At 33.5% G+C, this 23,368-nt stretch carries 19 protein-coding genes; 14 read left to right on the top strand and 5 right to left on the bottom strand.

The window, feature by feature from the left end:
* Positions 1 to 3: 3 nt before the first annotated feature.
* Positions 4 to 1,365: an acyl-CoA dehydrogenase family protein gene (locus HM986_RS09090; protein WP_179334776.1), complete on the bottom strand. Its 1,362-nt coding sequence runs from the start codon at positions 1,363 to 1,365 to the stop codon at positions 4 to 6.
* Positions 1,366 to 2,353: 988 nt separating this feature from the next.
* Here HM986_RS09090 and HM986_RS09095 point away from each other — a divergent pair.
* The 10 genes from HM986_RS09095 to HM986_RS09140 all read left to right on the top strand — a co-directional run bounded on the left by HM986_RS09095 (position 2,354) and on the right by HM986_RS09140 (position 16,732).
* Positions 2,354 to 2,797: a response regulator gene (locus tag HM986_RS09095; RefSeq protein ID WP_179334777.1), complete on the top strand. Its 444-nt coding sequence runs from the start codon at positions 2,354 to 2,356 to the stop codon at positions 2,795 to 2,797.
* Positions 2,798 to 2,804: 7 nt separating this feature from the next.
* Entirely contained in the window at positions 2,805 to 6,392 is a 3,588-nt protein-coding gene (locus HM986_RS09100) for a PAS domain S-box protein (protein WP_179334778.1), read from the top strand.
* An 81-nt stretch (positions 6,393 to 6,473) separates the two neighbouring features.
* On the top strand, positions 6,474 to 6,800 hold the full coding sequence (locus tag HM986_RS09105; protein WP_179334779.1) for a hypothetical protein: 327 nt from the start codon (positions 6,474 to 6,476) through the stop codon (positions 6,798 to 6,800).
* A 40-nt stretch (positions 6,801 to 6,840) separates the two neighbouring features.
* Positions 6,841 to 7,218: a hypothetical protein gene (locus tag HM986_RS09110; protein ID WP_179334780.1), complete on the top strand. Its 378-nt coding sequence runs from the start codon at positions 6,841 to 6,843 to the stop codon at positions 7,216 to 7,218.
* Between the two features lie 206 nt (positions 7,219 to 7,424).
* Positions 7,425 to 8,111, top strand: a complete 687-nt coding sequence (locus HM986_RS09115) for a hypothetical protein (protein ID WP_179334781.1) — start codon at positions 7,425 to 7,427, stop codon at positions 8,109 to 8,111.
* 929 nt (positions 8,112 to 9,040) lie between these two features.
* Positions 9,041 to 10,135 (top strand): redox-regulated ATPase YchF, encoded by a 1,095-nt coding sequence (ychF, locus tag HM986_RS09120; RefSeq protein ID WP_179334782.1) that lies wholly within the window; start codon positions 9,041 to 9,043, stop codon positions 10,133 to 10,135.
* A 9-nt stretch (positions 10,136 to 10,144) separates the two neighbouring features.
* Positions 10,145 to 11,557, top strand: a complete 1,413-nt coding sequence (locus HM986_RS09125; protein ID WP_179334783.1) for a hypothetical protein — start codon at positions 10,145 to 10,147, stop codon at positions 11,555 to 11,557.
* A 197-nt stretch (positions 11,558 to 11,754) separates the two neighbouring features.
* On the top strand, positions 11,755 to 13,614 hold the full coding sequence (locus HM986_RS09130) for a DNA topoisomerase IV subunit B (protein ID WP_179334784.1): 1,860 nt from the start codon (positions 11,755 to 11,757) through the stop codon (positions 13,612 to 13,614).
* Positions 13,611 to 14,087, top strand: coding sequence for a hypothetical protein (locus HM986_RS09135; RefSeq protein ID WP_179334785.1), 477 nt, complete (start codon positions 13,611 to 13,613; stop codon positions 14,085 to 14,087). The genes HM986_RS09130 and HM986_RS09135 overlap by 4 nt, the downstream gene beginning before the upstream one ends.
* Entirely contained in the window at positions 14,084 to 16,732 is a 2,649-nt protein-coding gene (locus HM986_RS09140; protein WP_179334786.1) for a DNA gyrase/topoisomerase IV subunit A, read from the top strand. Before HM986_RS09135 ends, HM986_RS09140 begins: the two co-directional genes overlap by 4 nt.
* Positions 16,733 to 16,763: 31 nt before the next feature.
* Here the strand turns inward: HM986_RS09140 and HM986_RS09145 are convergent, their stop codons facing one another.
* From HM986_RS09145 to HM986_RS09155, 3 genes are read right to left on the bottom strand one after another with little or no spacing between them, the layout of a single operon-like run.
* The gene (locus HM986_RS09145) at positions 16,764 to 17,549 is read right to left on the bottom strand and encodes a TerC family protein (protein WP_179334787.1); all 786 of its coding nucleotides are present in this window, start codon (positions 17,547 to 17,549) and stop codon (positions 16,764 to 16,766) included.
* Positions 17,550 to 17,553: 4 nt separating this feature from the next.
* Entirely contained in the window at positions 17,554 to 17,940 is a 387-nt protein-coding gene (locus HM986_RS09150; protein WP_179334788.1) for a hypothetical protein, read from the bottom strand.
* Between the two features lie 41 nt (positions 17,941 to 17,981).
* On the bottom strand, positions 17,982 to 18,398 hold the full coding sequence (locus HM986_RS09155; RefSeq protein WP_179334789.1) for a helix-turn-helix domain-containing protein: 417 nt from the start codon (positions 18,396 to 18,398) through the stop codon (positions 17,982 to 17,984).
* Between the two features lie 303 nt (positions 18,399 to 18,701).
* On the opposite strand from HM986_RS09155, the gene HM986_RS09160 reads away from it, so the two are divergent.
* The 3 genes from HM986_RS09160 (at position 18,702) to HM986_RS09170 (ending at position 20,979) form a co-directional block, all read left to right on the top strand.
* Complete coding sequence (locus HM986_RS09160) at positions 18,702 to 19,844, top strand: M14 family zinc carboxypeptidase (protein ID WP_179334790.1); 1,143 nt, start codon at positions 18,702 to 18,704, stop codon at positions 19,842 to 19,844.
* A gap of 74 nt (positions 19,845 to 19,918) precedes the next feature.
* Positions 19,919 to 20,398: an Lrp/AsnC family transcriptional regulator gene (locus HM986_RS09165; RefSeq protein WP_179334791.1), complete on the top strand. Its 480-nt coding sequence runs from the start codon at positions 19,919 to 19,921 to the stop codon at positions 20,396 to 20,398.
* Between the two features lie 68 nt (positions 20,399 to 20,466).
* The gene (locus HM986_RS09170; RefSeq protein WP_179334792.1) at positions 20,467 to 20,979 is read left to right on the top strand and encodes a DinB family protein; all 513 of its coding nucleotides are present in this window, start codon (positions 20,467 to 20,469) and stop codon (positions 20,977 to 20,979) included.
* Here HM986_RS09170 and aroB read toward each other — a convergent pair.
* Positions 20,976 to 22,046, bottom strand: a complete 1,071-nt coding sequence (aroB, locus tag HM986_RS09175) for a 3-dehydroquinate synthase (RefSeq protein ID WP_179334793.1) — start codon at positions 22,044 to 22,046, stop codon at positions 20,976 to 20,978. The genes HM986_RS09170 and aroB overlap by 4 nt on opposite strands.
* Positions 22,047 to 22,144: 98 nt before the next feature.
* Between aroB and HM986_RS09180 the strand changes: the two genes are divergently transcribed.
* Positions 22,145 to 23,317: a proline dehydrogenase family protein gene (locus tag HM986_RS09180; RefSeq protein ID WP_179334794.1), complete on the top strand. Its 1,173-nt coding sequence runs from the start codon at positions 22,145 to 22,147 to the stop codon at positions 23,315 to 23,317.
* Positions 23,318 to 23,368: the final 51 nt, after the last annotated feature.

The raw sequence follows: 23,368 nt of genomic DNA on the forward strand, positions 1-23,368 counted from the left end.
GTATTAAACAAAGGCACTATAACCTGTAATAGCTCTACCGACTATTAAAGTATTAATTTCTTTGGTTCCTTCATAGGAGTATATGGCTTCTGCATCAGCAACAAAGCGGGCAACGTCATATTCTAAAAGTATACCATTGCCACCCATAACTTCTCTTGCGCGACTTACAACGTCTCTAGTGCGCATGGAACAGAAGACTTTAGCAAGTGACGCATGTTCGTCTGTAAGCAAACCTTGATCTTGTAATTCTGAAAGTCTATAAACCATGGCTTTCATAGCAGTGAGATTAGCTAGCATTTCCACTAAATGATTTTGAATCAATTGAAATTTTGCAATGGGCTTTCCGAATTGTTCACGTTTCTTGGTGTATTTTAAAGCGCTCTCATAAGCACCTCTTGCACAACCTAAGGCTTGCCAAGCAACACCAGCGCGGGTCATTCGTAATACTTTAGCGGTGTCTCTGAAAGAATTTGCCTTCTGTAAACGGTCACTTTCTGGAATTTTGCAATCGGTGATGGTTATTAACGCATTTTGTACGGTACGTAAAGCCATTTTGTTTTCAATTTTCTTTGCTTTATAACCAGGGTTTCCTTTTCGCAATAAAAACCCTTTGGCCTGATTATCATCGACATCTCTTGCCCAAATAATAATAACATCTGCAAAGGTGGCGTTTCCGATCCATTTTTTTTGACCATTTAACACCCATTCATCGCCATTTTTTTGGCAGGTAGTTTCCATTCCTCCGGCAACACCGCTTCCTACATTCGGTTCTGTTAATCCAAAAGCGCCAATTAGCTCCATGTTTTGCATTTTAGGTAACCATTCTTGCTTTTGTTCTTCACTTCCGCAGAGATAGATTGAGCCCATCGCTAATCCACTATGTACGCCAAAAAATGTAGAGATTGATACATCGACGCGGGCCAACTCCTCAGCAATAATACCCTCCATTATAAAAGGTAGGTTAGGGCAGCCGTAGCCTTCATAAGCCACACCACAAATATTTAATTGTGCCATTTTTGGAATGATATCCATAGGAAATTCTGCTCTATTCCAATAGTCATTAGCTATAGGTTCAATTTCCGTCTCCATAAACCTACGGACTTTCATTTGTATGGCACGTTGTTCTTGATTCAGTTTTAAATCGTAGTCATAAAAATCACCATCAATCGGCGGTAATTGGTGTTGACCTTTTTTTGCTTTTTCGGTCAGCATTTTCATTAATCCTTTGAGTTGATTGTCGTCTAACTCACCAACGGATTTCATAATTTTAGGTAAATCTATTTTTTTAGAAATTTCGCCTAATTCCTTAAAATCTATTTGTTTCATTAGATGGGTGATGTGCTTTATTTTTTTGAAGAACTCCATTTTCTTTATTTTAATTTATAGACCTCAAGTGGCTTCTAATATTTCTCTAAAATAAAGAACACTAATTAAATCGATTTGCTCTATCGCATATTATATTAATACGTTAGATAATTAAAATTTAAAAGATATGCATGTGAAATGTATTTATAAAAAAGAGTTTGTAACATCATATTTAAAAAAGAGGATTTTTTTATCTTTTAATACAGAGGGTTTCGCCGATAGTGTTTTGTGTGTCGATATCAAGCAGAAATTATTTCACTTGAAAGTTTGAGAGCTAATACGAGAGCAATTAAATAAAGTTTAAAATCGGAACTAAAGCAATCGTATTAGTTCTAAGAATACTTACTCTTAAACTTTAATAAATTCATCAGTTGGACTTCTTTCTATATACGCTGAAGAAGCTCCATGATTTTTATAATTTTGATTTATAAAATTAGGATAATGCTTTTAGGGTTGTAGCGTTTCAACCGACAGCAAGTCGGCTTTAAGATTATTTATAAAGCATAGTTTCTATAATGAAGAATGTTATTAATGATAGGTGTTTCTGAAATAAACCCTAAATTTTTCCTTTGTTTTTTCCATTTTAAAACTTGAAATTTTAAGTGTTAATTAAAAAAGTCAGTTTACATAGTTTGTTCTCTGTTTCGGCTGAATGTCATCTCGTTAAAAACAACAATAAAATTTTATGCTTAAATTTATCTGCGAATTTCCCGTGTATGCTAAGGCCTGTGGTTTTTTTCAACGATTATAGAATAAATATTAAATCGTATAATTTAAATTTTATTATTATTTTAGTCTTCAAACTAATACGTATCTTAAATTGCCCATTGTTTATATAATTATCACGAATTCGAAATGGGTTTTAGCATCATAATTTTTAATGAGTATTTGAGCTAGGAAACCTATTTTTACTAATTTTTTTTATTACAGATGCAACAGCGTTCAAATTATACATTATTAGCAAATAAATTCCCTATAATTTTACTAAATGAAAAAAACCAACCTTCACCTTTTAATTGCAGATGATGATATCGATGATTGCGACTTTTTTAAAGAAGCCATTGATGAAATAGGTGAATTAACACTTTCGGTATTGAATGACGGAGTTGAGTTAATGAATTTTCTGCTGGCAACACCTTTTAATCACCCTAATTTAATATTTTTAGATCTCAATATGCCTAGAAAATCGGGCATGGAATGTATGGTGGAGATAAAGGCGATTACTGCATTAAAGGATATACCAATTATTATTTATTCTACTTCCTTGGATAGAGCTGTGGTTGATTGCCTTTATGATATGGGGGCAAATTATTATATTCAAAAGCCAGGAGAATTCGCTAATATAAAAAAGGTAGTGGAAAAGGCGATTACATTATTTTCTACCGCTAATTTAGAGACACGGTCTAGAGACAATTTTATTATACAACCTTAATTATTACATGAGTATTAAAATCGACAAGCATATATTTTTACAAGGAGGAGGAGAAATGGGCCATCTCATAAGGGCAAAAAATTGGAGTAAAACGCCTCTTGGTGATCCTAAAAATTGGCCTCAGCCTTTAAAAACAATGGTAAATGTACTGTTAGATAGCCCATTTGGTATGTGCATTGCTTGGGGCAAAGAGTTGACTCAGATTTACAATGATGCCTATATCCCTATTATAGGTGCTACTAAACATCCAAAAGCATTGGGTGACAGCTCAGGAGAAACTTTTTCTGAAGTTTGGAATAGGGTGGCTTCGTCCTTCGATGGGGCAATGGCTGGTGGGTCAGTTCGTTTACCTAATTTTATGCTGCCATTAAATAGAAATGGTAAGGTTGAAAATTTTTATTTCGATTTTTCTTACAGCCCTATACGATTAGAGTCTGGTGAGGTCGGTGGAGTTTTGGTAACCGCTATTGAAACGATAAATAAAAAGAAGGCTGAAGATGATTTAGAGAACAGTAAAGATGAACTCGAATTTGTAATTGAAGCAGCACAACTAGCTACCTACGATTATAATCCGCTTACCAATAAATTTTCTTGTAATACACGATTAAAAGAATGGTTTGGTTTGGCTCAAAAAGAACACATTGAACTTTCATCGGCTCTAGATGTTATTTCAAAAAAGGATAAAGATCGTGTCTCTAACGCTATTTTGGCTGTTTTGGATTATACTTCGGGTGGTCATTACGATGTAGAATATACTATTATAAACGAACTTACTAAAAAAGAAACGATTGTACACGCTAAAGGTAAAGCTTGGTTTAATGAAGAAAAAATTGCATATCGATTAACAGGAACCGTGGAAGATGTCACCAATCGTGTATTAGCGAGAAAGAAAATAGAAGAAAGTGAACGTAGTCTTAGATTAATGATTCTTCAGGCACCTATAGCTATTGCAATTTTAAAGGGAGTTGACTATAAGATTGAGATTGCCAATAAGTATGCCTTAGAATTATGGGGAAGGCCTAAAGAAGAAATGCTTAACAAGCCTGTTTTTGAGGCGATGCCTGAACTCAAAAGTCAAGGTATTAAAGAATTGATGGACAATGTAACCAGCACAGGGATAAGTTTTTCTACGCCAGAGCATGCTGTACAACTCTTTAGAAATGGAACTTTAGAAACGTTATATGTTAACTTTTCTTACGAGCCGTTGTATGATGCTCAAGGAGATATTGATGGCATTATGACCATTGCAAACGATATAACAACGCAAGTAGAAGCTAGAAAAAAAATTGAAGAAAGCGAGCAAAGCATAAGAGCATTAGTAGAAAGCGCACCATTTCCGATTGGAGTTTTTGTTGGAGAAGAAATGCGGATAACGCTTGCTAATCAATCTATGATAGATGGATGGGGAAAAGGAAATGATGTTGTTGGAAAATTGTATACTGATATTCTGCCAGAATTTGATAATCAAGAAATTTTTAATCAATTAAGGGAGGTTTTAAAAACAGGTGTTTCATTTCATGCTGTAAACCAAAAGGTAATGATTCAAAAAGAAGGTGAATTAAAACCTTATTATTATAATTATAGCTTTTCACCATTATTAGATGTCAATAATAAAACCTATGCTGTTATGAACACAGCTGCGGAAGTTACTGAGTTGCATGAAGCGAAACAGAAAGTAGAGGAGAGCGAAAAGCGTTTTAGGGAAGCTGTAATGCAAGCACCACTTGGTATTGTAATTGTTAGAGGTAGTGAAAATATTATAGAGATGGCAAATGAAAACTATTTGCAAATTGTGGATAGAACTAAGGATGAGTTTGTTGGAAGACCCCTTTTTGAATCTTTGCCTGAAGTTAAAGAAGTTATAGCTCCTGTAATTGAAGATATCTATAAAACAGGACATGCTTTTTATGGTTACGAATTTCCTGTTAATTTAAACCGACATGGTAAGACAGATCTTAGTTATTTCAATTTTGTTTATCAACCATTAATGGAAAATAATAATATTACTGGTATTATGGTTGTAGCTACAGAAGTAACAGCAACTGTATTAGCAAAACTTATTATAGAGGAAAATGAAGAAAAATTAAAACTTATTATAGAAGCTAGCGATCTCGGTATATGGGATCTAAATCTTAAAACGCAAAACATGGAAGCTTCAGACCGTTACTATGATATTTTAGGTTTTTCGCATACAGATATTTTAACTCAAGAAAAGTTAATGTCTCATGTGCATCCGGATGATCTTCAACTGAGAGCAGAGGCCTTCAAAAACGCTTTTAAAGCAGGTATATTACATTATCAAATTAGAACTATTTGGGAAGATCAAACCATACATTGGAAAGATGTAAAAGGGAAAGTCTATTATGATGAAAATAATGAGCCTGAACGTATGTTAGGTACTGTAAGAGATATTACAGAAGAACAGCATTATCATGAACAATTATTAGAGCGCGAAGAAAAATTCCGATTGTTAGCAGACTCTATGCCGCAATTTATATGGACGTCGGACCCTGAGGGAAACCTTAATTATTTTAACCAGGCAGTTTATGATTTTTCCGGCTTAGCGTTACAAAAAATTACGAATGATGGATGGTTACAGATTGTTCACCCAGATGATAGGGAAGAAAATATTAAATTGTGGAACGCATCTATTAGCACTGGAAAAGATTTTTTATTAGAACATCGGTTTCGAAAGCATACTGGCGAATACCGTTGGCAGTTAAGTAGAGCTACACCTCAGAAGGATGCTAATGGTGTGATTAAGCGATGGGTGGGAAGTAGTACGGATATTCAGGAGCAAAAGGTGTTTACAACCAAGCTTGAAAATATGGTGAAACGCAGAACCAATGAGCTGGAAAATAAAAATTTGGACTTAGAAAAAATGAATAAGGAGTTGCAGTCATTTGTGTATATATCTAGTCATGATTTGCAAGAGCCATTACGAAAAATACAAACCTTTGCTTCGCGGATTAAAGAAAAGGAATTAGATCGATTGTCGGACAGTGCGAAGAATTATTTTTCAAGAATGCAGACCTCTGCCTACCGCATGCAAACTTTAATTCAAGATTTAATAGCCTATTCTAGAACCAATGTTCAAGAAAGCACCTTCGAAGTTTATAATCTTCAAGACATTATCGATGATACTAAGGAAACCTTAAGTGAAGAGCTGGAGGAGAAAAAGGTAGTTTTTAAATTAGAAAATATATGTGATGTTCGAATTATTCCTGTACAATTTCAGCAAGTCATCCTTAATTTAGTCAGTAATTCTATTAAATTTTCTAAAGAAGGAACGTCGATTATTATTAAAATTAGTTGTGAAATGTTAAAAGGGAAGTCAACAGGCATTTCGGCTTTAAATAATGATCGCACCTATTGTCATATACGTTTCTCTGATAATGGTATTGGCTTTGAACAACAATACCACGAAAAAATATTTGAAGTATTTCAACGTCTGCACAGTAAGGAAGATTATTCTGGTACTGGTATCGGGTTGGCTATTGTAAAGCGTATCATAGAGAATCATGATGGGTTTATTGCTGCTCGAAGTGAGTTTAATAATGGTGCCATTTTTGATATTTATCTTCCCGAAGACTAAATTATAGAAAGGAAGAATTAACTTCGCACTTTACTTGGTATTACTAATTAGCCGAGTTATTAAATATAATGACCAATTACTATGACACAAACTGAATTTTTAGAAAAAAATATATTTATTGATTTGAAAAATGTAAACGATAGCGATGATACGTCTATTCATAATTTTTCAGAATCCGATTTTGCAACGGTCCTTAAAAGGGCAGAGCATTTTGGTCTTAGTATCTATAAGATTGAACCTTTATTAGAAGGAGAGGTATTTGATGTTGCTAATCATGACGATTATAAAAAGAAGGCCACAGATCCAAAATGGTACACAAAGGCATTTTCAGATCTTAAAAAACGACAAGAAGGATTGGTTTACTCTGCGACTTATAAAGTTTCAAAAAAACTATTAGAGCGCGAGTAAATGTAAATGCACAATTGATTTTATTATATATTTTAAGTTTATGACATACCAAGAAGATTTTATTGTTTTTTGGGAACAAGTAAAAGAAAGTATTAGCAAAGGTACTTTTGCTAAATTAACGATGGCTAAAACTATTGGAAAACCAGAGTTGAAAAATATATTCATTAGGCCAATTTATGGAGATGGTGAATTTAAAGTCATGCTCAAATACAGTTTTAGGCCAAGGGAAATGGAAGATATTGAAGAAGAACTTACTTTAAACGCGTCACTAGATATTATAAAATCACATTTAAAAAATTCCTTTTTATCGGTGCTACTATTTACTACTGAAAAAGATGTTGTTTTTAAGGTGAATAAAAAAGGCATTGGGAGTATTACAGAAAACTCTCCGACCTTTAAAAACGTAACACAGGCATAGGTTATATTACGCTAGGCGTTTGTTTACCGTTAACGCCAAACGGGTAATGTCGCTATTTTAAAATCCTGAGTCTATGGCTTGGGATCTTTTTTTTTTTTTTTTTTTTTGTAAGATGATTTATTGTAATTGAACGTCTAAAAAACTATATTAATGACTTTTAGTAGTCGCTGAAATAAATTCTTAGTTTTAAAAGTTGTAAATTATTTATGAAACCAAAATCAGTATTTTTAATAGTCTTTTTGTTAATCTCATCATTCTGCTTGTCTCAAAAAGAATATGACTTCGATTATTTAATAGCGTATGAATTTACAACATATGAAGATTCTGTTGGAAAAACTGAAAAAGTATTTTATCTAACAAATTCAAAAAAGAATAATTATTCAGCGCTTATTATTGAGATAGATAGTTTGAATTATCAAATAGATTTTAAAGACGAAAATGGTTTAGCATTTAACATTAATTTATTGAAAGCAGATTTTAATAACTCGGAATTTATTACTGTTCATTGTGATTATGTTAGGGATTATCATAATTCGTTTAAATATCTAATTAAAGATTATGATTTTGTCAATTTAACCGATACAATAATCGAAAGAACCGAATACAGTAGGTATAAGTTGACTTCTATTAAGCCTAAAAAGGAAAAAAGAAAAAAACTTTCTACCGAATTTTATATCATTGATAAGGAGACCAAGTTTCACTTACCTCTTTTTTATATCCCAATAGCCTATCAAGAATGGAAAAGTAAAAAAAATGTTCCTAATGGAATTTTTAAAGAGAGATATATGATTGACTTTTATGGCAATTTAAGTTTCAAGGAAAAATTGATAAACTATACAAGAATTGATAAAAAAGTACGTATTGAAACGGGATGTGATAATATAGGAGAGTAAATAAAAGTGTATTGTTGCAGTGTGTATCATTTCGTTATTTTTAATTTACTAATCTTATTACGTGTGTATTGAGATTATTGTTGACAGTAACCAAAACAAACCGGAGTACACACAAGAAGTATAAGAAGTGAGCAAAACAATCTTTGTGATACTATGGTCAATTGTTGGATTATGCTCTTTTAATGAAAACTAAAAAAAGAATTAAAAGACGACAACTATTGTTTTAATATTTACGCACCATATAACTCTGAAAATAGCTCGGGAACAACAACAAAAAAAAGCGCGTAGATTATAAACAATTTGAAACTGAGTTTAAAAATATAGAGGGGAAAAGCTATTCTGCTAATCTGATAATTTCTGTTTGTAATAAGAATGATGTTTTGTGGGTTACATTATATGCGACTTCTCAAGATTAAGAAAAATTACAAATGTTTCTTATTGGGCATCAATATAAGAAGGTGAAGAAAAATATATTTAGACAAATTAATGAAAAGGACTTTTTAACCACTCATTTTAAAGTAAGAAAAGATGAAATTTTACCGCTTTTTAAATTGTATTTTAATGAGAACAAAACGGAAAAAATAATTATCAGACTTAGGGAATTGGACAAGGAGTTTAAAGCAGTAACGAAATCATAACTGCTGGCCAACCATAAATGAAAAAATTGTTGGCGTTGTACTCAAACAAAGCTATTTGGTGATTGCTGTGTTTAATTTTACTGCGATAAATCCTCGCACGCAAACACGTAATTTTCCATATCTATAATTCATAAGTAAGCATGATAAGTGTAATACTAAAAATACTGTGTAATTATTCCAAAAACTTTTATCCTAACTATTCTACTAATTACCTACATTTGCAATCGCAAAATTTGCGATTAAAAATTAACAAGTTTCCCACTTTGGTGGGAACGAAAAACAAGTTTTTCGATGAAAGCTGGAATAGTAGGATTACCAAACGTAGGGAAGTCAACCTTATTTAACTGTTTATCTAATGCAAAGGCGCAAAGTGCTAACTTTCCGTTTTGTACAATAGAACCAAATATTGGTGTGGTAAATGTGCCAGATCCAAGATTGCAAAAATTAGAGGAATTAGTTAATCCAGAACGTGTATTACCAGCAACCGTAGAGATTGTTGATATTGCTGGATTAGTAAAAGGAGCAAGTAAAGGCGAAGGTTTGGGAAACCAGTTTTTAGCGAATATTAGAGAAACGGATGCTATTTTGCATGTGTTACGTTGTTTTGATGATCCAAATATTATTCATGTTGATGGTTCTGTAGATCCTATTAGAGATAAGGAAACCATCGATATGGAATTACAACTTAAAGATTTAGAAACAGCAGATAAGAAGTTAGAAAAAGTGAAGCGTGCTGCTAAAACAGGTAATAAAGAAGCTCAAAAAGAAGAGGCTGTACTTTTAAAAATTAAAGAAAACTTAGAAGCTGGTATTTCAGTTAGAGCTTTAGAGTTTTCTGAAGAAGATTACGAAGATTACGTGGTGCCTTCTCAATTTATTACAGATAAGCCTGTAATGTATGTTTGTAATGTTGATGAAACAGCTGCAAATACAGGTAATGCTTATGTGGATAAAGTTAAAGAGGCTGTTAAAGATGAAAACGCAGAAGTTTTAGTTTTAGCCGTAGGTACAGAAGCAGATATTAATGAATTAGACGATTACGAAGAACGCCAGATGTTTTTGGCTGATATTGGATTAGAAGAACCGGGTTCGGCAAAATTAATTCGTTCAGCATACAAATTGCTAAATCAACAAACCTATTTTACTGCAGGTGTAAAAGAAGTAAGAGCTTGGACTGTTAACGTTGGTGCAACAGGTCCACAAGCGGCAGGTGTTATTCATACCGATTTTGAAAAAGGTTTTATTAGAGCAGAAGTTATTGCTTATGACGATTATGTGCAATACGGAAGTGAAGCTAAAGTAAAAGAAGCAGGTAAAATGCGAGTAGAAGGGAAGAACTATATCGTTAAGGATGGAGATGTAATGCATTTCTTGTTTAATGTGTAACTTGCATAAATGATAAGATATTTAAAAAAGATAAGCTTTAAACAGATTCTATTTTTTTTGGTGTGTGTATTAGTAATAGAGTTTCTATTACTAAAACACACACCTTTTTTTTGGGATGCTATTACTAAATCGTCTCGAGCCAGTTGGATTTATACTAATGGTCTTTCTGAATTTATTGTACCTACAGAATATAACTCAGGTCATCCACCTTTGTGGATTTCTTTATTGGCTATCTTTTGGACCATTTTTGAGAAAGCCCTTTGGTCTTCGCGTTTATTATTGTTAATTGTTAATATCGGTGTCGTTTGGCAAATAGTATTATTTTGTAAAACTAACTTTTTAAAAACCGTATCTGCATTTGCCATCTTGCTAGTATGTTTAGAGCCTACGTTTATGGCGCAAACCACAAGTTTAAATAACGATATGCTCTTGTTGTTTTTTACATTTTTAGGTCTGAATTCACTTGTAAAATCGAAGCAAATACTATTTGCTTTAGCATTAGTGGGTTTGTTATTTTCTAATCTCAGAGGTATTTACATAGTTGTATCTATAGCTTTAATTCATGTTATTTATTGTCGATTAAAATTAATAGAAAACACAAAATCTATGTGGATAAGCTATTTGTTAGCGGTGTTTAGTTTTGCTTTATTTTGTTATTTTCAATATGAAAAATTAGGTTGGTTTTTAATTAGTCAGAATGAAAACTATAATGCGCATCGGCAATCTGTGGGGGTAAAGCAAGTGCTTATAAATAGTATCGTATATGTTAAGAGTTTTTTGGAATATGGACGTTTTATAGTAGTGGTATTTCTTTTGCCTCTTTTAATTAAATATGTAAAGGATAAAGCGGATAGAAGTGTTGAGATCGATAGGGTTGCTATCGCTTTTTTTGTGTTCGCTTTTGTCTTTTTCTTAGGAATGGTTCCGTTTTCTAACCCGTTCGGTGATCGTTATTTCATGGTGTGTTATCTGTTGGCAACTATATTGCTCGTTAATTTAATAACGCATTATAATGTTGCTAAAAAATCCTTAATGTATGTTGTTATTGGGGTTATGTTTTTGACGGGGCATTTTTGGATTTACCCAGCAACTCTATCACAATCTTGGGATAGTTCATTAGCGTATTTAAGCAGTTATAAAGTTGAAGCTAAAATGGAGCGTTATATCGATTCTTTGGGTATTGCGCCTTCTGAAATAGGAACACGGATTTTGTTAAATGAGCGCGAATTTTCGGAATTTAAAAATATACAAGATGCGGATCGATATGCTAAATTCAATATAGCTACTAATCAATTTATATTACTTTCTAATATAGATAACCAGACTAAAGACGAAGAGTTAAATGAGATAATGAACAACTGGAAGTTGGTTAAACGTTATTCTCAGTTGGGTGTTTTTATGTCGTTGTATAAAAAAGAGTAATCGAGCATTTTGATTAAAAAAATAGCTAAAACTAATTTGTAAAATTCCAAATGCAGCTCTTTTGGATGTTAATTTAGAAAAACTCCACTGTTCTCAACATATTAATACAGTTTTGTTAATTACTTTACGGCTTCCTTATTTCATGTTTTAAGGTATAATCTTATATTAGCCTTTCATCTAACTATTCGCCCAAATTTATGTCAGAACAGACTAATTATACTGAAGATAACATACGCTCACTCGATTGGAAAGAACACATCCGAATGCGACCTGGTATGTATATCGGTAAATTAGGTGATGGTTCATCTCCAGATGATGGTATCTATATTCTTTTAAAAGAAGTGTTGGACAATTCCATTGATGAATATGTGATGGGAGCAGGTAAGACCATTGAAATTTCTATTCAAGGTGAACGCGTTATCGTTCGCGATTACGGTCGTGGTATTCCGCTAGGGAAAGTGGTAGACGTGGTGTCTAAGATGAATACAGGTGGAAAGTATGATTCTAAGGCTTTTAAGAAATCTGTAGGTTTAAATGGTGTTGGTACAAAAGCTGTAAACGCCTTATCCTCTTATTTTAGAGTTGAATCTACCAGAGATAGTAAATCGGCATCAGCAGAATTTGAGCAAGGGAATCTTACCAATCAAGAGTTGTTAGAGGATACATCCCGAAGAAAAGGAACGAAAGTGTCTTTTATTCCAGATGAAATTATATTTAAAAATTATAAGTATCGAAGCGAGTACGTCGTTAAGATGCTTAAAAACTATGTGTACTTAAACCCAGGATTAACTATTGTTTTTAATGGTGAAAAGTTTTATAGTGAAAACGGCTTAAAGGATTTGCTGTCTGAGAACATAAATGAATCAGATATGTTATATCCTATCATTCACATAAAGGGTGAAGATATCGAAGTCGCCATAACACATAGTAAAACACAATATAGCGAAGAATATCATTCATTTGTTAATGGACAAAATACAACTCAGGGAGGAACGCATTTAGCAGCTTATAGAGAGGCTATTGTTAAGACTATTCGAGAATTTTACGGTAAAAGCTATGAAGCTTCGGACATTAGGAAGTCGGTGGTTACCGCCATTGCTATTAAAGTAATGGAGCCTGTCTTTGAAAGTCAGACAAAAACAAAATTAGGATCTACGGATATGGGAGGTGAGTTGCCAACGGTTAGAACTTATATCAATGATTTTGTAAAAACATATTTAGATAATTTTTTACATAAAAATCCGGATTCAGCAGAAAAACTTCAGCGTAAAATCCTTCAGGCCGAACGCGAACGCAAGGAATTGTCTGGTATTCGAAAATTAGCAAAAGATAGAGCAAAGAAGGCAAGTCTTCATAATAAAAAACTACGTGACTGCCGTGTGCATTTTGGGGATATTAAACATGATCGAAATTTAGAATCGACTTTATTTATAACAGAGGGAGATTCAGCATCCGGTAGTATTACAAAGTCCCGCGATGTAAATACACAAGCTGTTTTTAGTTTAAAAGGGAAACCGTTAAATTGCTATGGCTTAAGCAAGAAGATCGTTTATGAAAATGAAGAATTTAACCTTTTGCAGGCGGCTTTAAACATTGAGGAGTCTCTTGAGGATTTGCGTTATAATAATGTGGTGATAGCAACTGATGCCGATGTGGATGGTATGCATATTCGCTTGTTGTTAATTACATTTTTCTTGCAGTTTTTTCCGGAAGTTATAAAAGATGGTCATTTGTATATTTTACAAACTCCGTTATTTAGGGTTCGAAATAAAAAGGAAACCATCTATTGTTATTCTGAAGAGGAACGTCGACATGCTATGGAAAAATTAAAGCCTAAGCCAGAAATTACACGATTTAAGGGTTTGGGGGAAATTTCTCCAGATGAATTTGTGCATTTTATAGGTGAAGATATTCGTTTAGATCCGGTAATGTTAGATAAAGATATGTCTATTGAGGAGTTGTTGTCTTTTTATATGGGTAAAAATACACCTACGCGCCAAGAATTTATTATTGACAATCTTAAAGTTGAACTTGATGTTGTTGAGGATACATTATGAGAACAGATAACAGAGAAATAAAAAGCACCATAATCTCTATTTATTTTATATTGATAATCGCGGCGATTTTGTTAGCTACGGTATTTAGGTCTTATAATTTAGTTGAGGGAAGCTCGCTTTACGTATTAATAGGTTTGTTGGTTGCTGTAGTGATTGTGCATTTTATAGCAAGATTTTTTGAGTATGACAGCGATGGTGCGCAAGTTATAATTACAAATAGCGGATTGATACTTACAGATTATTTAAACTATAGAGAAAACAAGATTGAAATTCCTAGAGGGAAATTATCGGGTTATAAAATTCACAACTATTACTTTTATAAAAGTTTGGTTATTTATGTGTCGCATAGTAATGGGAAAATAGAGAAAGAGCGATTTAATATTACGCTTCTAAAGTATAAGAAAGTGAAGTATGTTAGGCAATCTCTGCGTAAGATTATAAAAGAAAATAAAAGCATAAAGTTGGATAGATGATAGAAGAACATGAGGAGTTGTTAAACGAAGATAATGGTAGCCAAGAGACTATTACTAAGGTTACCGGAATGTATAAGGAATGGTTCTTAGATTATGCATCTTATGTAATTTTAGAACGTGCTGTACCAGCAATTGAAGATGGTTTTAAACCTGTGCAGAGACGTATTATGCACTCCATGAGGGATTTAGATGATGGTCGTTATAATAAAGTAGCCAATATTGTGGGGCATACCATGCAATACCATCCTCATGGTGATGCTAGTATTGCTGATGCTATGGTGCAAATTGGTCAGAAAGATTTGCTTATAGACACGCAGGGTAACTGGGGAAATATTTTAACAGGTGACCGTGCGGCGGCCTCAAGGTATATTGAAGCAAGGCTTTCTAAGTTTGCATTAGATGTTGTCTATAATCCTAAAATTACAGAATGGCAAGCGTCATATGATGGTAGGCGTAAAGAGCCAGTTAATTTACCGGTAATGTTCCCATTATTGTTAGCGCAAGGAGGAGAGGGAATTGCCGTTGGTTTGTCTACAAAAATTTTACCTCATAATTTTATTGAGTTAATCGATGCTTCTATTAAACACTTAAAGGGAAAACGCTTTACGATTTTACCAGATTTTCCAACAGCGGGTATAGCGGATTTCACCAATTATAATGATGGTTTACGTGGGGGAAAAGTGCGTGTACGTGCGCTAATTTCACAACGTGATAAAAACACCTTGATGATTACCGAAATCCCGTTCGGTACAACAACGTCTTCGCTTATCGATTCTATTCTTAAAGCGAACGATAAAGGCAAAATAAAAATAAAAAAAATAGAAGATAACACGGCTGCGGAAGTAGAGATTTTAATCCACTTGCCTGCAGGTTTGTCACCAGATAAAACGATTGATGCACTTTACGCTTTTACAAGTTGTGAGACCTCAATTTCTCCTTTGGGTTGTGTAATTGAGGACAACAAACCTTATTTTGTTGGGGTTACTGAAATGCTTCGCCGATCTACCGATAATACCGTAGAGCTTTTAAAGAGCGAATTAGAAATACGACTCGATGAGTTCCAAGAGCAATGGCATTTTGCGTCTCTAGAGCGTATTTTTATCGAAAAAAGAATTTATCGCGATATTGAAGAAGAAGAAACTTGGGATGGGGTTATTGATGCCATTGATAGAGGATTGCAACCGCACATTAAACATTTAAAGCGCGCTATCACTGTTGAGGATATTACACGTTTAACTGAGATTAGAATTAAGCGTATTTCTAAGTTTGATATCGATAAAGCACAGCAAAAGATTGATGCTTTGGAAGATCAAATAGCTGAAGTAAAACATCACTTAGCAAACCTAATCGACTATGCCATAGCGTATTTTGAAAGATTGAAAAAAGAGTACGGAGAAGGTAAAGAACGCAAAACAGAAATCAGAATTTTTGATGACGTAGATGCTACTAAAGTAGTGATTAGGAATACAAAGCTCTATGTTAATCGAGAGGAAGGGTTTATTGGTACAGCTTTAAAGCGCGATGAGTATGTTTGTGATTGTAGTGATATCGATGATATTATAGTGTTTACTAATCAGGGAACTATGATGGTGACTAAGGTAGACACTAAAACCTTTATAGGGAAGAATATTATTCATGTCGCTGTTTTTAAGAAAAAAGACAAGCGAACTATTTATAATTTAATTTATCGTGACGGCAAAGGTGGTCCTTCGTATGTAAAACGATTTGCTGTAACTAGTATGACCCGAGATCGCGAATATGATTTAACTAACGGAAGTAAGGGGTCTGCATTATGGTATTTTTCAGCCAATCCTAACGGGGAGGCAGAAGTTGTGACTATTATGTTGCGCCAAGTTGGTAGTATAAAGAAACTGAAATGGGATTTAGATTTTGCCGACGTTTTAATTAAGGGTAGAGCCTCTAAAGGTAATGTTGTTACTAAATATGCTATTAAGCGTGTAGAGTTGAAAGAGAAAGGTGTGTCTACTTTAAAGCCTCGAAGAATTTGGTTTGATGATACGGTTCAGCGATTGAACGTTGATAATAGAGGCGGGTTGATCGGTGAATTTAGAGGAGAGGATAGACTTCTAATTATTAATCAATCTGGAATTGTAAAAACTATTATTCCTGAACTAACAGCGCATTTTGATAGTGATATGATTGTTATGGAAAAGTGGGTTCCGAAAAAACCAATTTCGGCTATTTACTATGATGGGGAAAAAGAACGCTATTATGTAAAGCGTTTTATAATAGAGCAAGAAGGTAAGGAAGAGGATTTTATTTCGGATCATCCAGATTCTCAATTGGAGATTGTTTCAACCGATTGGAGGCCGATGGTAGATGTGGAATTTACCAAAGAACGTGGTAAAGATCGTAAACCAAATATGGAAGTTAACCTTGAAGAATTTATTTCAGTAAAAGGAATTACTGCTCTTGGAAATCAGCTGACTAAAGATAAAATAAACCAAATTAATTTATTGGATTCGTTGCCTTACGAAGCGCCTATTGAAGTCTCTGCAAATGAGATAGAAGTTATTGGTGAGGAGGTTGCTGATCGTGGTACGGAATCTAAAAGTGTATCGCAATCTGATGATTCTTCTAAGGATGATGATTTAGATGTTACGGGGCAGCCGACGTTATTTTAAGGTGTTGTAATGCAATGTAATGGTTCTGTAATTATTTCTTTTTAACTGCTTTAAAGTTTAAGAATTCTACAAATAAGGAAAACGCTATTGCAAAATATAGGTAACCCTTGGGTATTGCACCAACCGACTGTCCGAAAAACTCAGTATCTGATAGGTGTGCAGCTTCTGTAATTAGCATAAAGCCAATTAAGATGAGGAAGGCGAGGCCTAGGATCTGTACGCTTGGGTGTTTGTCTATGAATTTTCGAATCGGATTCGCAAAGCCAATCATTATACCAATCGAAATCATTACTGCGATAATCATTAATACTAAGGTGTAATTATGGTTAGGGTGCAGTCCGTTTGTCATTCCGACAGCGGTTAGTATTGAGTCGATTGAAAAAATAAAATCAATTATAACAATTTGAATTATAGCGTTGCCAAGTGATTTAATGGGTTTAGATTTTATTTGGTCCTCATCATGAGATGGGTTTTCTACTTTTTCTCGGATTTCAGAGGTACTCTTGTAAATTAAAAATAATCCTCCAGCAAATAAAATTATAGCTTGCCAGCTAATTCCTATAGATAACCAGTTGGTTTCTATGGTGTAAAAAGGTTTACTAAGACCAACCAAAAAAGAAACAAAAAATAATAAGATAATACGCTGCACTAGTGCTAGTAGTAGTCCTGTTCGAGTAGCTTTACTTCTTTGATGTTCGGGTAATTTGTTGGCGGCTATAGATATAAATACAATGTTATCGATACCGAGTATAATTTCTAAAAACGTTAAAGTAAGCAATGCCATTATAGCATCGGAAGTTAGCAAGAAGTCGAGCATAGTGTTATTCTATTTTCGTGGCGGTACCTTTTTCGACTCGTGAAGGTCTGTTAGGTCGCTTAACGGTGAGTTTGTATTCAAAGGTGTAAGAATCTTCAGAAGTAGATAAAATCTTCATGTGGATAGCTTCTTTTTCGGAATTAGTCGTCGGGTTTAATTTCTTTAATATGAATTCACAATCATTAATCCATCTAATCGATGATGAATCCGCCTTTTCTTCGTGGTAATCAATGTTGAAATTTTCAGTGCGCTTAAATCTTGAGGTTTGTTCAATGCTATCTATAGTGTATGTGAACTCAAAAGTGCCTGTTTTAAAATCTGTGCAATCTCGTTCTATTGAATAGCAGCTGCTTAGTAATACGAGCGATAATAAGGAAAGAAAAAATCTCATATAAGTGTTTTAAACAAAGATAATGAATAGTATAATTAATATCAGGGCTTGTAACTTTTAAAAGTGCCGTCTTTATAGAATATTACGATTTTGTCAATTTCAGAATCAGAATCAGAATTAGAGCTTAAGTCAGGGCTTGGGGTAGAGCTGTTATTAGGGTTTGTTTTATAGGGTTTTGGCTTTGGTTTAATTTCGGTAATCGTGGGTTGAGGAGTTTCTGTGTTTTTAGGGAGGTTAGGGAACTCTCCCTTTCCGTTCATTAGCCAGTACAGTTCAACTTCAGGATAGGAGTATAGAACCTTCATCACAAAGTCTAAGCTGGGTTTGTTTCTGCCGCTTAAAATATGAGAAATACTAGAGCGTTGTACTCCGATTTTCTCGGCAAAACTAGAGGCGGATTCACTATAGAAATCGATGACCTTTTGTAGGCGCTCGGTAAATTCTGTGGAGTTTATCATTGTAAACTTGGGATTAATAATTGTAATGATACAAATGTAAACAATAGTACTTGTATGGAGTGTTAATATTCTTTAATAATTTCAATTCAGTTAAATAATTAGTTTGATTTTTGCGCTTAATTAACTGAAAATATACATTTTGTAATAGATTAATTTTATTTTCAAAAAAGTATAGTTGACTTTCGGCTTTAGCAGTGGTAATAGGAATAAATAATGTTTACGAATGTAACAATTAGAACTCTTTTTTGTGTTTACAATTGTAAAAAATCAAATGATTACATTTGTAACCATTAATTTAGTCATATGAATTTAAAGTCTTTAAGGCAGATATTTTTAGAGGTAAAAACACCAAAACTATATGGTCGTTATATCACCAATTCTCACATAGAAAAATGTTTCGATAAATTATCAAAACCTATAATTACAACACTTGGGTATTCTGTTGAAAACCGACCAATATATAGTTTAAAAATAGGTAACGGACCGGTTAAAATTTTGCTATGGTCGCAAATGCATGGTAACGAATCTACTTCAACTAAAGCGCTATTTGACTGTTTTAATTTATTTGAATCTGAACATAAGGTTTCTCAACATATTTTAGCACATTGTACCTTGATGGTAATTCCTATATTAAATCCTGATGGAGCTGAACGTTTCACTCGTATAAATGCTAACGATGTTGATTTAAATAGAGATGCACAAGAATTGTCTCAGCCGGAAAGCCGCATATTACGTCAGGTATATGACGATTTTAAGCCTGAGTACTGCTTTAATCTTCATGGGCAACGGACTATTTTTAGTGCTGGTGAAACAAATAACGTGGCGACGCTATCGTTTCTCTCGCCTGCACAAGACAAAGAGCGAACACTGACCGCTAATAGAAAAGTTGCTATGTCTATTATAGCGGAAATAAATCGTTTACTTCAAATTGAAATTCCAGATGGAATAGGGCGCTATGATGATGGCTTTAATCTCAATTGTGTTGGAGATACATTTCAGAATTTTGGTGTACCTACATTATTATATGAAGCCGGACACTATAAAAACGATTATGATAGAGAAGAAGTGAGGCGTTTAATGTTTGTGGCTATTCTGAAGGGGCTCGATGTTATTGCTAATGGAGTGACTAGTGATAAGTATAACGCTTATTTTAATATACCAGAAAATGCGAAATGTTTTTATGATGTCATTATAAGGAATGTAAAGCATAAAGAGTTTACTAGTTTGGTGGATATAGCAATTCAATATAAAGAGCTTTTGGTAGATGATGAATTAAAATTTGTGCCAGTTGTGGTAGATATCTCAAAGCTGAATAGTAAATACGGTCATAAGGAAATAGAAGCCAATGGGTTTATTGTAAAGACTCTAGAGGATTCTGAGCTAATTCTCAGTTCCGAAATCGATTTCGTAATTATAAATAATGAAAGAATCTCATTAAAATCGTAAAAATATTCAGTTTTAATGCATAATTGTTAATGTAAATGTTCTATTTTTGCGTTTAGTTTAAAGATATTATAATTATGGCAAAGTTTAAATTAGATGAAGTTGATCACCAAATTCTCGATATGCTTATCGATAATACGCGTATTCCTTTTACAGATATAGCAAAGAAATTATTGATTTCTGCTGGTACTGTTCATGTGCGTGTAAAGAAAATGGAGGAGGCTGGTATTATTATGGGGTCGTCTCTAACATTAGATTATCAAAAACTCGATTATTCATTTATAGCTTATGTAGGTGTTTTTCTTCAGAATACATCACAAACTAAATTTGTTTTAGAGCGTATTACAGATATTCCATATGTAACGGTGGCACATATCACTACAGGTAAATTCAATATTTTCTGTAAAATAAGAGCAAAAGATACGATGCATGCTAAGGATATTATTTTTATGTTAGATGATATTGATGGTGTTTATAGAACAGAGACGATGATCTCATTAGAAGAGAGTCTTAATGATAAAAAACGTTTGATGCATACCATTTTTAATGAATTGTAATCAACACAAAATAGATTAACAACAGCCCTTAGTTCTTATGACTTAGGGCTTTTTTTTATTCAACTAGTATGGATTTCGTAAAAATAACAGAATACAACCCTTATTATAGGCCTTATATTGAGGCAACAAATAAAGATTTGAGTATTATTGAAGGGTTAGAACAGAACTCTGGTGATTTAATTTTTTTTTACTCCAATATTCCACAAGAAAAACACGGGTATTCTTATGCGGAAGGAAAGTGGACTATAAAGGACGTATTGCTTCATACCATAGATACTGAACGTATTTTTGCTTATAGAGCGTTGCGCATCGCTAGAAAAGACAGCACCCCTTTGGTGGGTTTTGAGCAAGATGGTTATGTTGTTAGTGCTTTTGCAGAAAAACGTTCTATGCAAAGTCTATTAGAGGAGTATAAATCGGTGAGGAGAGCGACAATTACTTTGTTTAATACATTTAATACTGAAACCTTACTTCTTATTGGTGAAGCCTCTGGTTTTCCTGTATCCGTTAGAGCAATTGGTTATATTATAATGGGCCATGAAAATCATCACCTTAAAATTATAAAAGAACGTTACCTTTAATTCGCGTAATAATCGAAAGCCTCTAAAATTAAGTCATTACTAATAACGCAGTCTAGTTTGGGCTTTCCAATAGCCTCAAGAAGTACGAATTTTACAATGCCGTGACTATTTTTCTTGTCGTATTTTAATAATTCAATGATGTGATTTTGATCTTCCTTGGTTATCTCAACTTTAGAGAACGTTTTTAAAATACCTTTTGTAATTATATTTAATTGTTCATTGCTTAGTCCACATACTTTAGTCGATAAATAGGTTTCTAAAATCATGCCTATAGCAATAGCTTCACCATGAAGTAGTGGATTTTTATCCGCATTTTCTAAGAAATAACTTTCTATGGCATGACCAAGTGTGTGTCCAAAGTTCAATATTTTCCTTAAGCCTTGTTCAGTCGGATCAGAAGTGACTACGTTGTTTTTTATAACTATAGATTCGTAAATAAGGCGATCTAAATCAGAAAGATCTAAATTTTCAAGATGAGTTAATGTGTTCCAATAGGCTTCATTGTAAATTAAGCCGTGCTTTAACATTTCGGCAAAGCCAGAAACCATTTCATTCTGAGGTAATGTGTCTAAAAATGAAGTGTCCACGCCGACCATTACGCCTTCATTTATAACACCAACTTGATTTTTTAAAGCTCCTAAGTCGACTCCTGTTTTTCCGCCAACAGAAGCATCTACCATAGCTAATAAAGAGGTTGGTATATTTATATAAGTTATTCCTCGCATATAGGTACTTGCTACAAAACCACCTAAATCTGTAACAACTCCACCTCCTAAATTAATTAATAAACTTTTACGATCAGCATTATATTCTGATAACGCTTCCCAAACACCAGTACAAATATCAATAGATTTATGTTCTTCTCCATTAGGCATTTCCATAACCTCTAAAGCGATATCTTCATATTCTACACGTTCTAAGAATTTAGGCAAACAATAATCATGTGTATTTGTATCGACTAGGATAAATATTTTAGATGGTTTTATTGTTTTTATATAGTTGTTTAATTTTGTGTAAACATCAGAATTAAAGTGTACTACGGCATTTTTTGTTGAAATAGATTCCATATTAAAATTTATGTGCGAAATATGACGTGAAAATACTTCCTTTTTAGAAAAAAATGTAAGACTATAATAAATATATTTGCATTTATACTTTTTTGATAATGATAAATAGATCACTCTTTGAGGACACAGCTACGGCGTTTACTTTAAAATCGGATTCAGAATTAGAACGCGCGTATTTTTTATTCAGAATGATTTCATCAGAACCTTTAGTTCGGATTGGTACTGCTGCAACAAATTTTGCGCTTAAAGCACATTTACCTGTAGAAAAATTAATACGAGCAACCGTCTTTGATCACTTCTGTGGAGGAGTTAATGAAGAAGATTGTTTGCCGGTTATAGATAAGTTATATACAGAAGGTGTCAGTTCAGTTTTGGATTATTCTGTTGAGGGGAAGGCCGAAGAAAATCAATTCGATAATGCTTTAGAGAAAATATTAAAAATCATTCATTTTTGTGATGATAGAGAAGCGATGCCGATTGTTGTCTTTAAACCGTCAGGTTTTGGGCGTTTTTTATTATATCAAAAAAAGACTGAAGGAGTAGAATTATCCAAAGAAGAAGAAGAAGAATGGCAAAGAATAGTCATTCGTTTTGATAAGGTGTGTAAACTGGCTCAAGAAAAAGATGTTGAAGTCTTAATAGATGGCGAAGAAAGTTGGATGCAAGATGCTGCTGATGATTTGGTAGAAGAAATGATGTGTCGCTATAATAAAGATGTTACGGTTGTTTATAATACACTGCAATTGTACCGTTGGGATCGCTTAGATTATTTAAAAGGTTTACATCAGCGTGCAAAAGAAAATGGTTTTAAAATAGGTATGAAGATTGTTCGTGGTGCTTACATGGAAAAGGAACGCGAACGTGCTTTGGACAAGGGGTATGAGTCTCCAATTTGTGAAAATAAAAAAGCCACAGACGATAATTTTAACGATACTTTAAATTATATTCTGAATAATTTAAAAGACATTTCTGTCTTTATTGGCACGCATAATGAAGCCAGTTGTTTTTTAGCTATGGATCTTATGGAAACACATAATATTGCTAAGCAAGATAACAATGTGTGGTTTGGTCAATTATATGGTATGAGTGATCATATCAGTTTTAATTTAGCAGCCCAAGGTTATAATGTAGCTAAGTATATTCCTTTTGGTCCAGTAAAAGATGTTATGCCTTATTTAATAAGAAGGGCAGAGGAGAATACATCCGTTTCTGGGCAAACTAGTAGGGAATTGACCTTGTTAAAGACGGAGAAGCGTAGGCGGAAGTTGTAGAGATACAATTGATAAAAATATTCAATTAAAAAGCTACTAAATTTCAATAGT

Source organism: Winogradskyella costae, assembly GCF_013403865.1.
Lineage (GTDB): Bacteria > Bacteroidota > Bacteroidia > Flavobacteriales > Flavobacteriaceae > Winogradskyella > Winogradskyella costae.

Excerpts from the sequence above, each read along its gene's own strand:
- HM986_RS09160 (WP_179334790.1), top strand. The coding sequence starts at position 18,702 with ATGAATTTAAAGTCTTTAAGGCAGATATTTTTAGAGGTAAAAACACCA.
- HM986_RS09130 (WP_179334784.1), top strand. The coding sequence starts at position 11,755 with ATGTCAGAACAGACTAATTATACTGAAGATAACATACGCTCACTCGAT.
- HM986_RS09135 (WP_179334785.1), top strand. The coding sequence starts at position 13,611 with ATGAGAACAGATAACAGAGAAATAAAAAGCACCATAATCTCTATTTAT.
- HM986_RS09090 (WP_179334776.1), bottom strand. The coding sequence starts at position 1,365 with ATGGAGTTCTTCAAAAAAATAAAGCACATCACCCATCTAATGAAACAA.
- HM986_RS09140 (WP_179334786.1), top strand. The coding sequence starts at position 14,084 with ATGATAGAAGAACATGAGGAGTTGTTAAACGAAGATAATGGTAGCCAA.
- HM986_RS09170 (WP_179334792.1), top strand. The coding sequence starts at position 20,467 with ATGGATTTCGTAAAAATAACAGAATACAACCCTTATTATAGGCCTTAT.
- HM986_RS09105 (WP_179334779.1), top strand. The coding sequence starts at position 6,474 with ATGACACAAACTGAATTTTTAGAAAAAAATATATTTATTGATTTGAAA.
- HM986_RS09180 (WP_179334794.1), top strand. The coding sequence starts at position 22,145 with ATGATAAATAGATCACTCTTTGAGGACACAGCTACGGCGTTTACTTTA.
- HM986_RS09095 (WP_179334777.1), top strand. The coding sequence starts at position 2,354 with ATGAAAAAAACCAACCTTCACCTTTTAATTGCAGATGATGATATCGAT.
- HM986_RS09155 (WP_179334789.1), bottom strand. The coding sequence starts at position 18,398 with ATGATAAACTCCACAGAATTTACCGAGCGCCTACAAAAGGTCATCGAT.
- HM986_RS09145 (WP_179334787.1), bottom strand. The coding sequence starts at position 17,549 with ATGCTCGACTTCTTGCTAACTTCCGATGCTATAATGGCATTGCTTACT.
- ychF (WP_179334782.1), top strand. The coding sequence starts at position 9,041 with ATGAAAGCTGGAATAGTAGGATTACCAAACGTAGGGAAGTCAACCTTA.
- HM986_RS09150 (WP_179334788.1), bottom strand. The coding sequence starts at position 17,940 with ATGAGATTTTTTCTTTCCTTATTATCGCTCGTATTACTAAGCAGCTGC.
- HM986_RS09165 (WP_179334791.1), top strand. The coding sequence starts at position 19,919 with ATGGCAAAGTTTAAATTAGATGAAGTTGATCACCAAATTCTCGATATG.
- HM986_RS09115 (WP_179334781.1), top strand. The coding sequence starts at position 7,425 with ATGAAACCAAAATCAGTATTTTTAATAGTCTTTTTGTTAATCTCATCA.
- HM986_RS09100 (WP_179334778.1), top strand. The coding sequence starts at position 2,805 with ATGAGTATTAAAATCGACAAGCATATATTTTTACAAGGAGGAGGAGAA.
- HM986_RS09125 (WP_179334783.1), top strand. The coding sequence starts at position 10,145 with ATGATAAGATATTTAAAAAAGATAAGCTTTAAACAGATTCTATTTTTT.
- HM986_RS09110 (WP_179334780.1), top strand. The coding sequence starts at position 6,841 with ATGACATACCAAGAAGATTTTATTGTTTTTTGGGAACAAGTAAAAGAA.
- aroB (WP_179334793.1), bottom strand. The coding sequence starts at position 22,046 with ATGGAATCTATTTCAACAAAAAATGCCGTAGTACACTTTAATTCTGAT.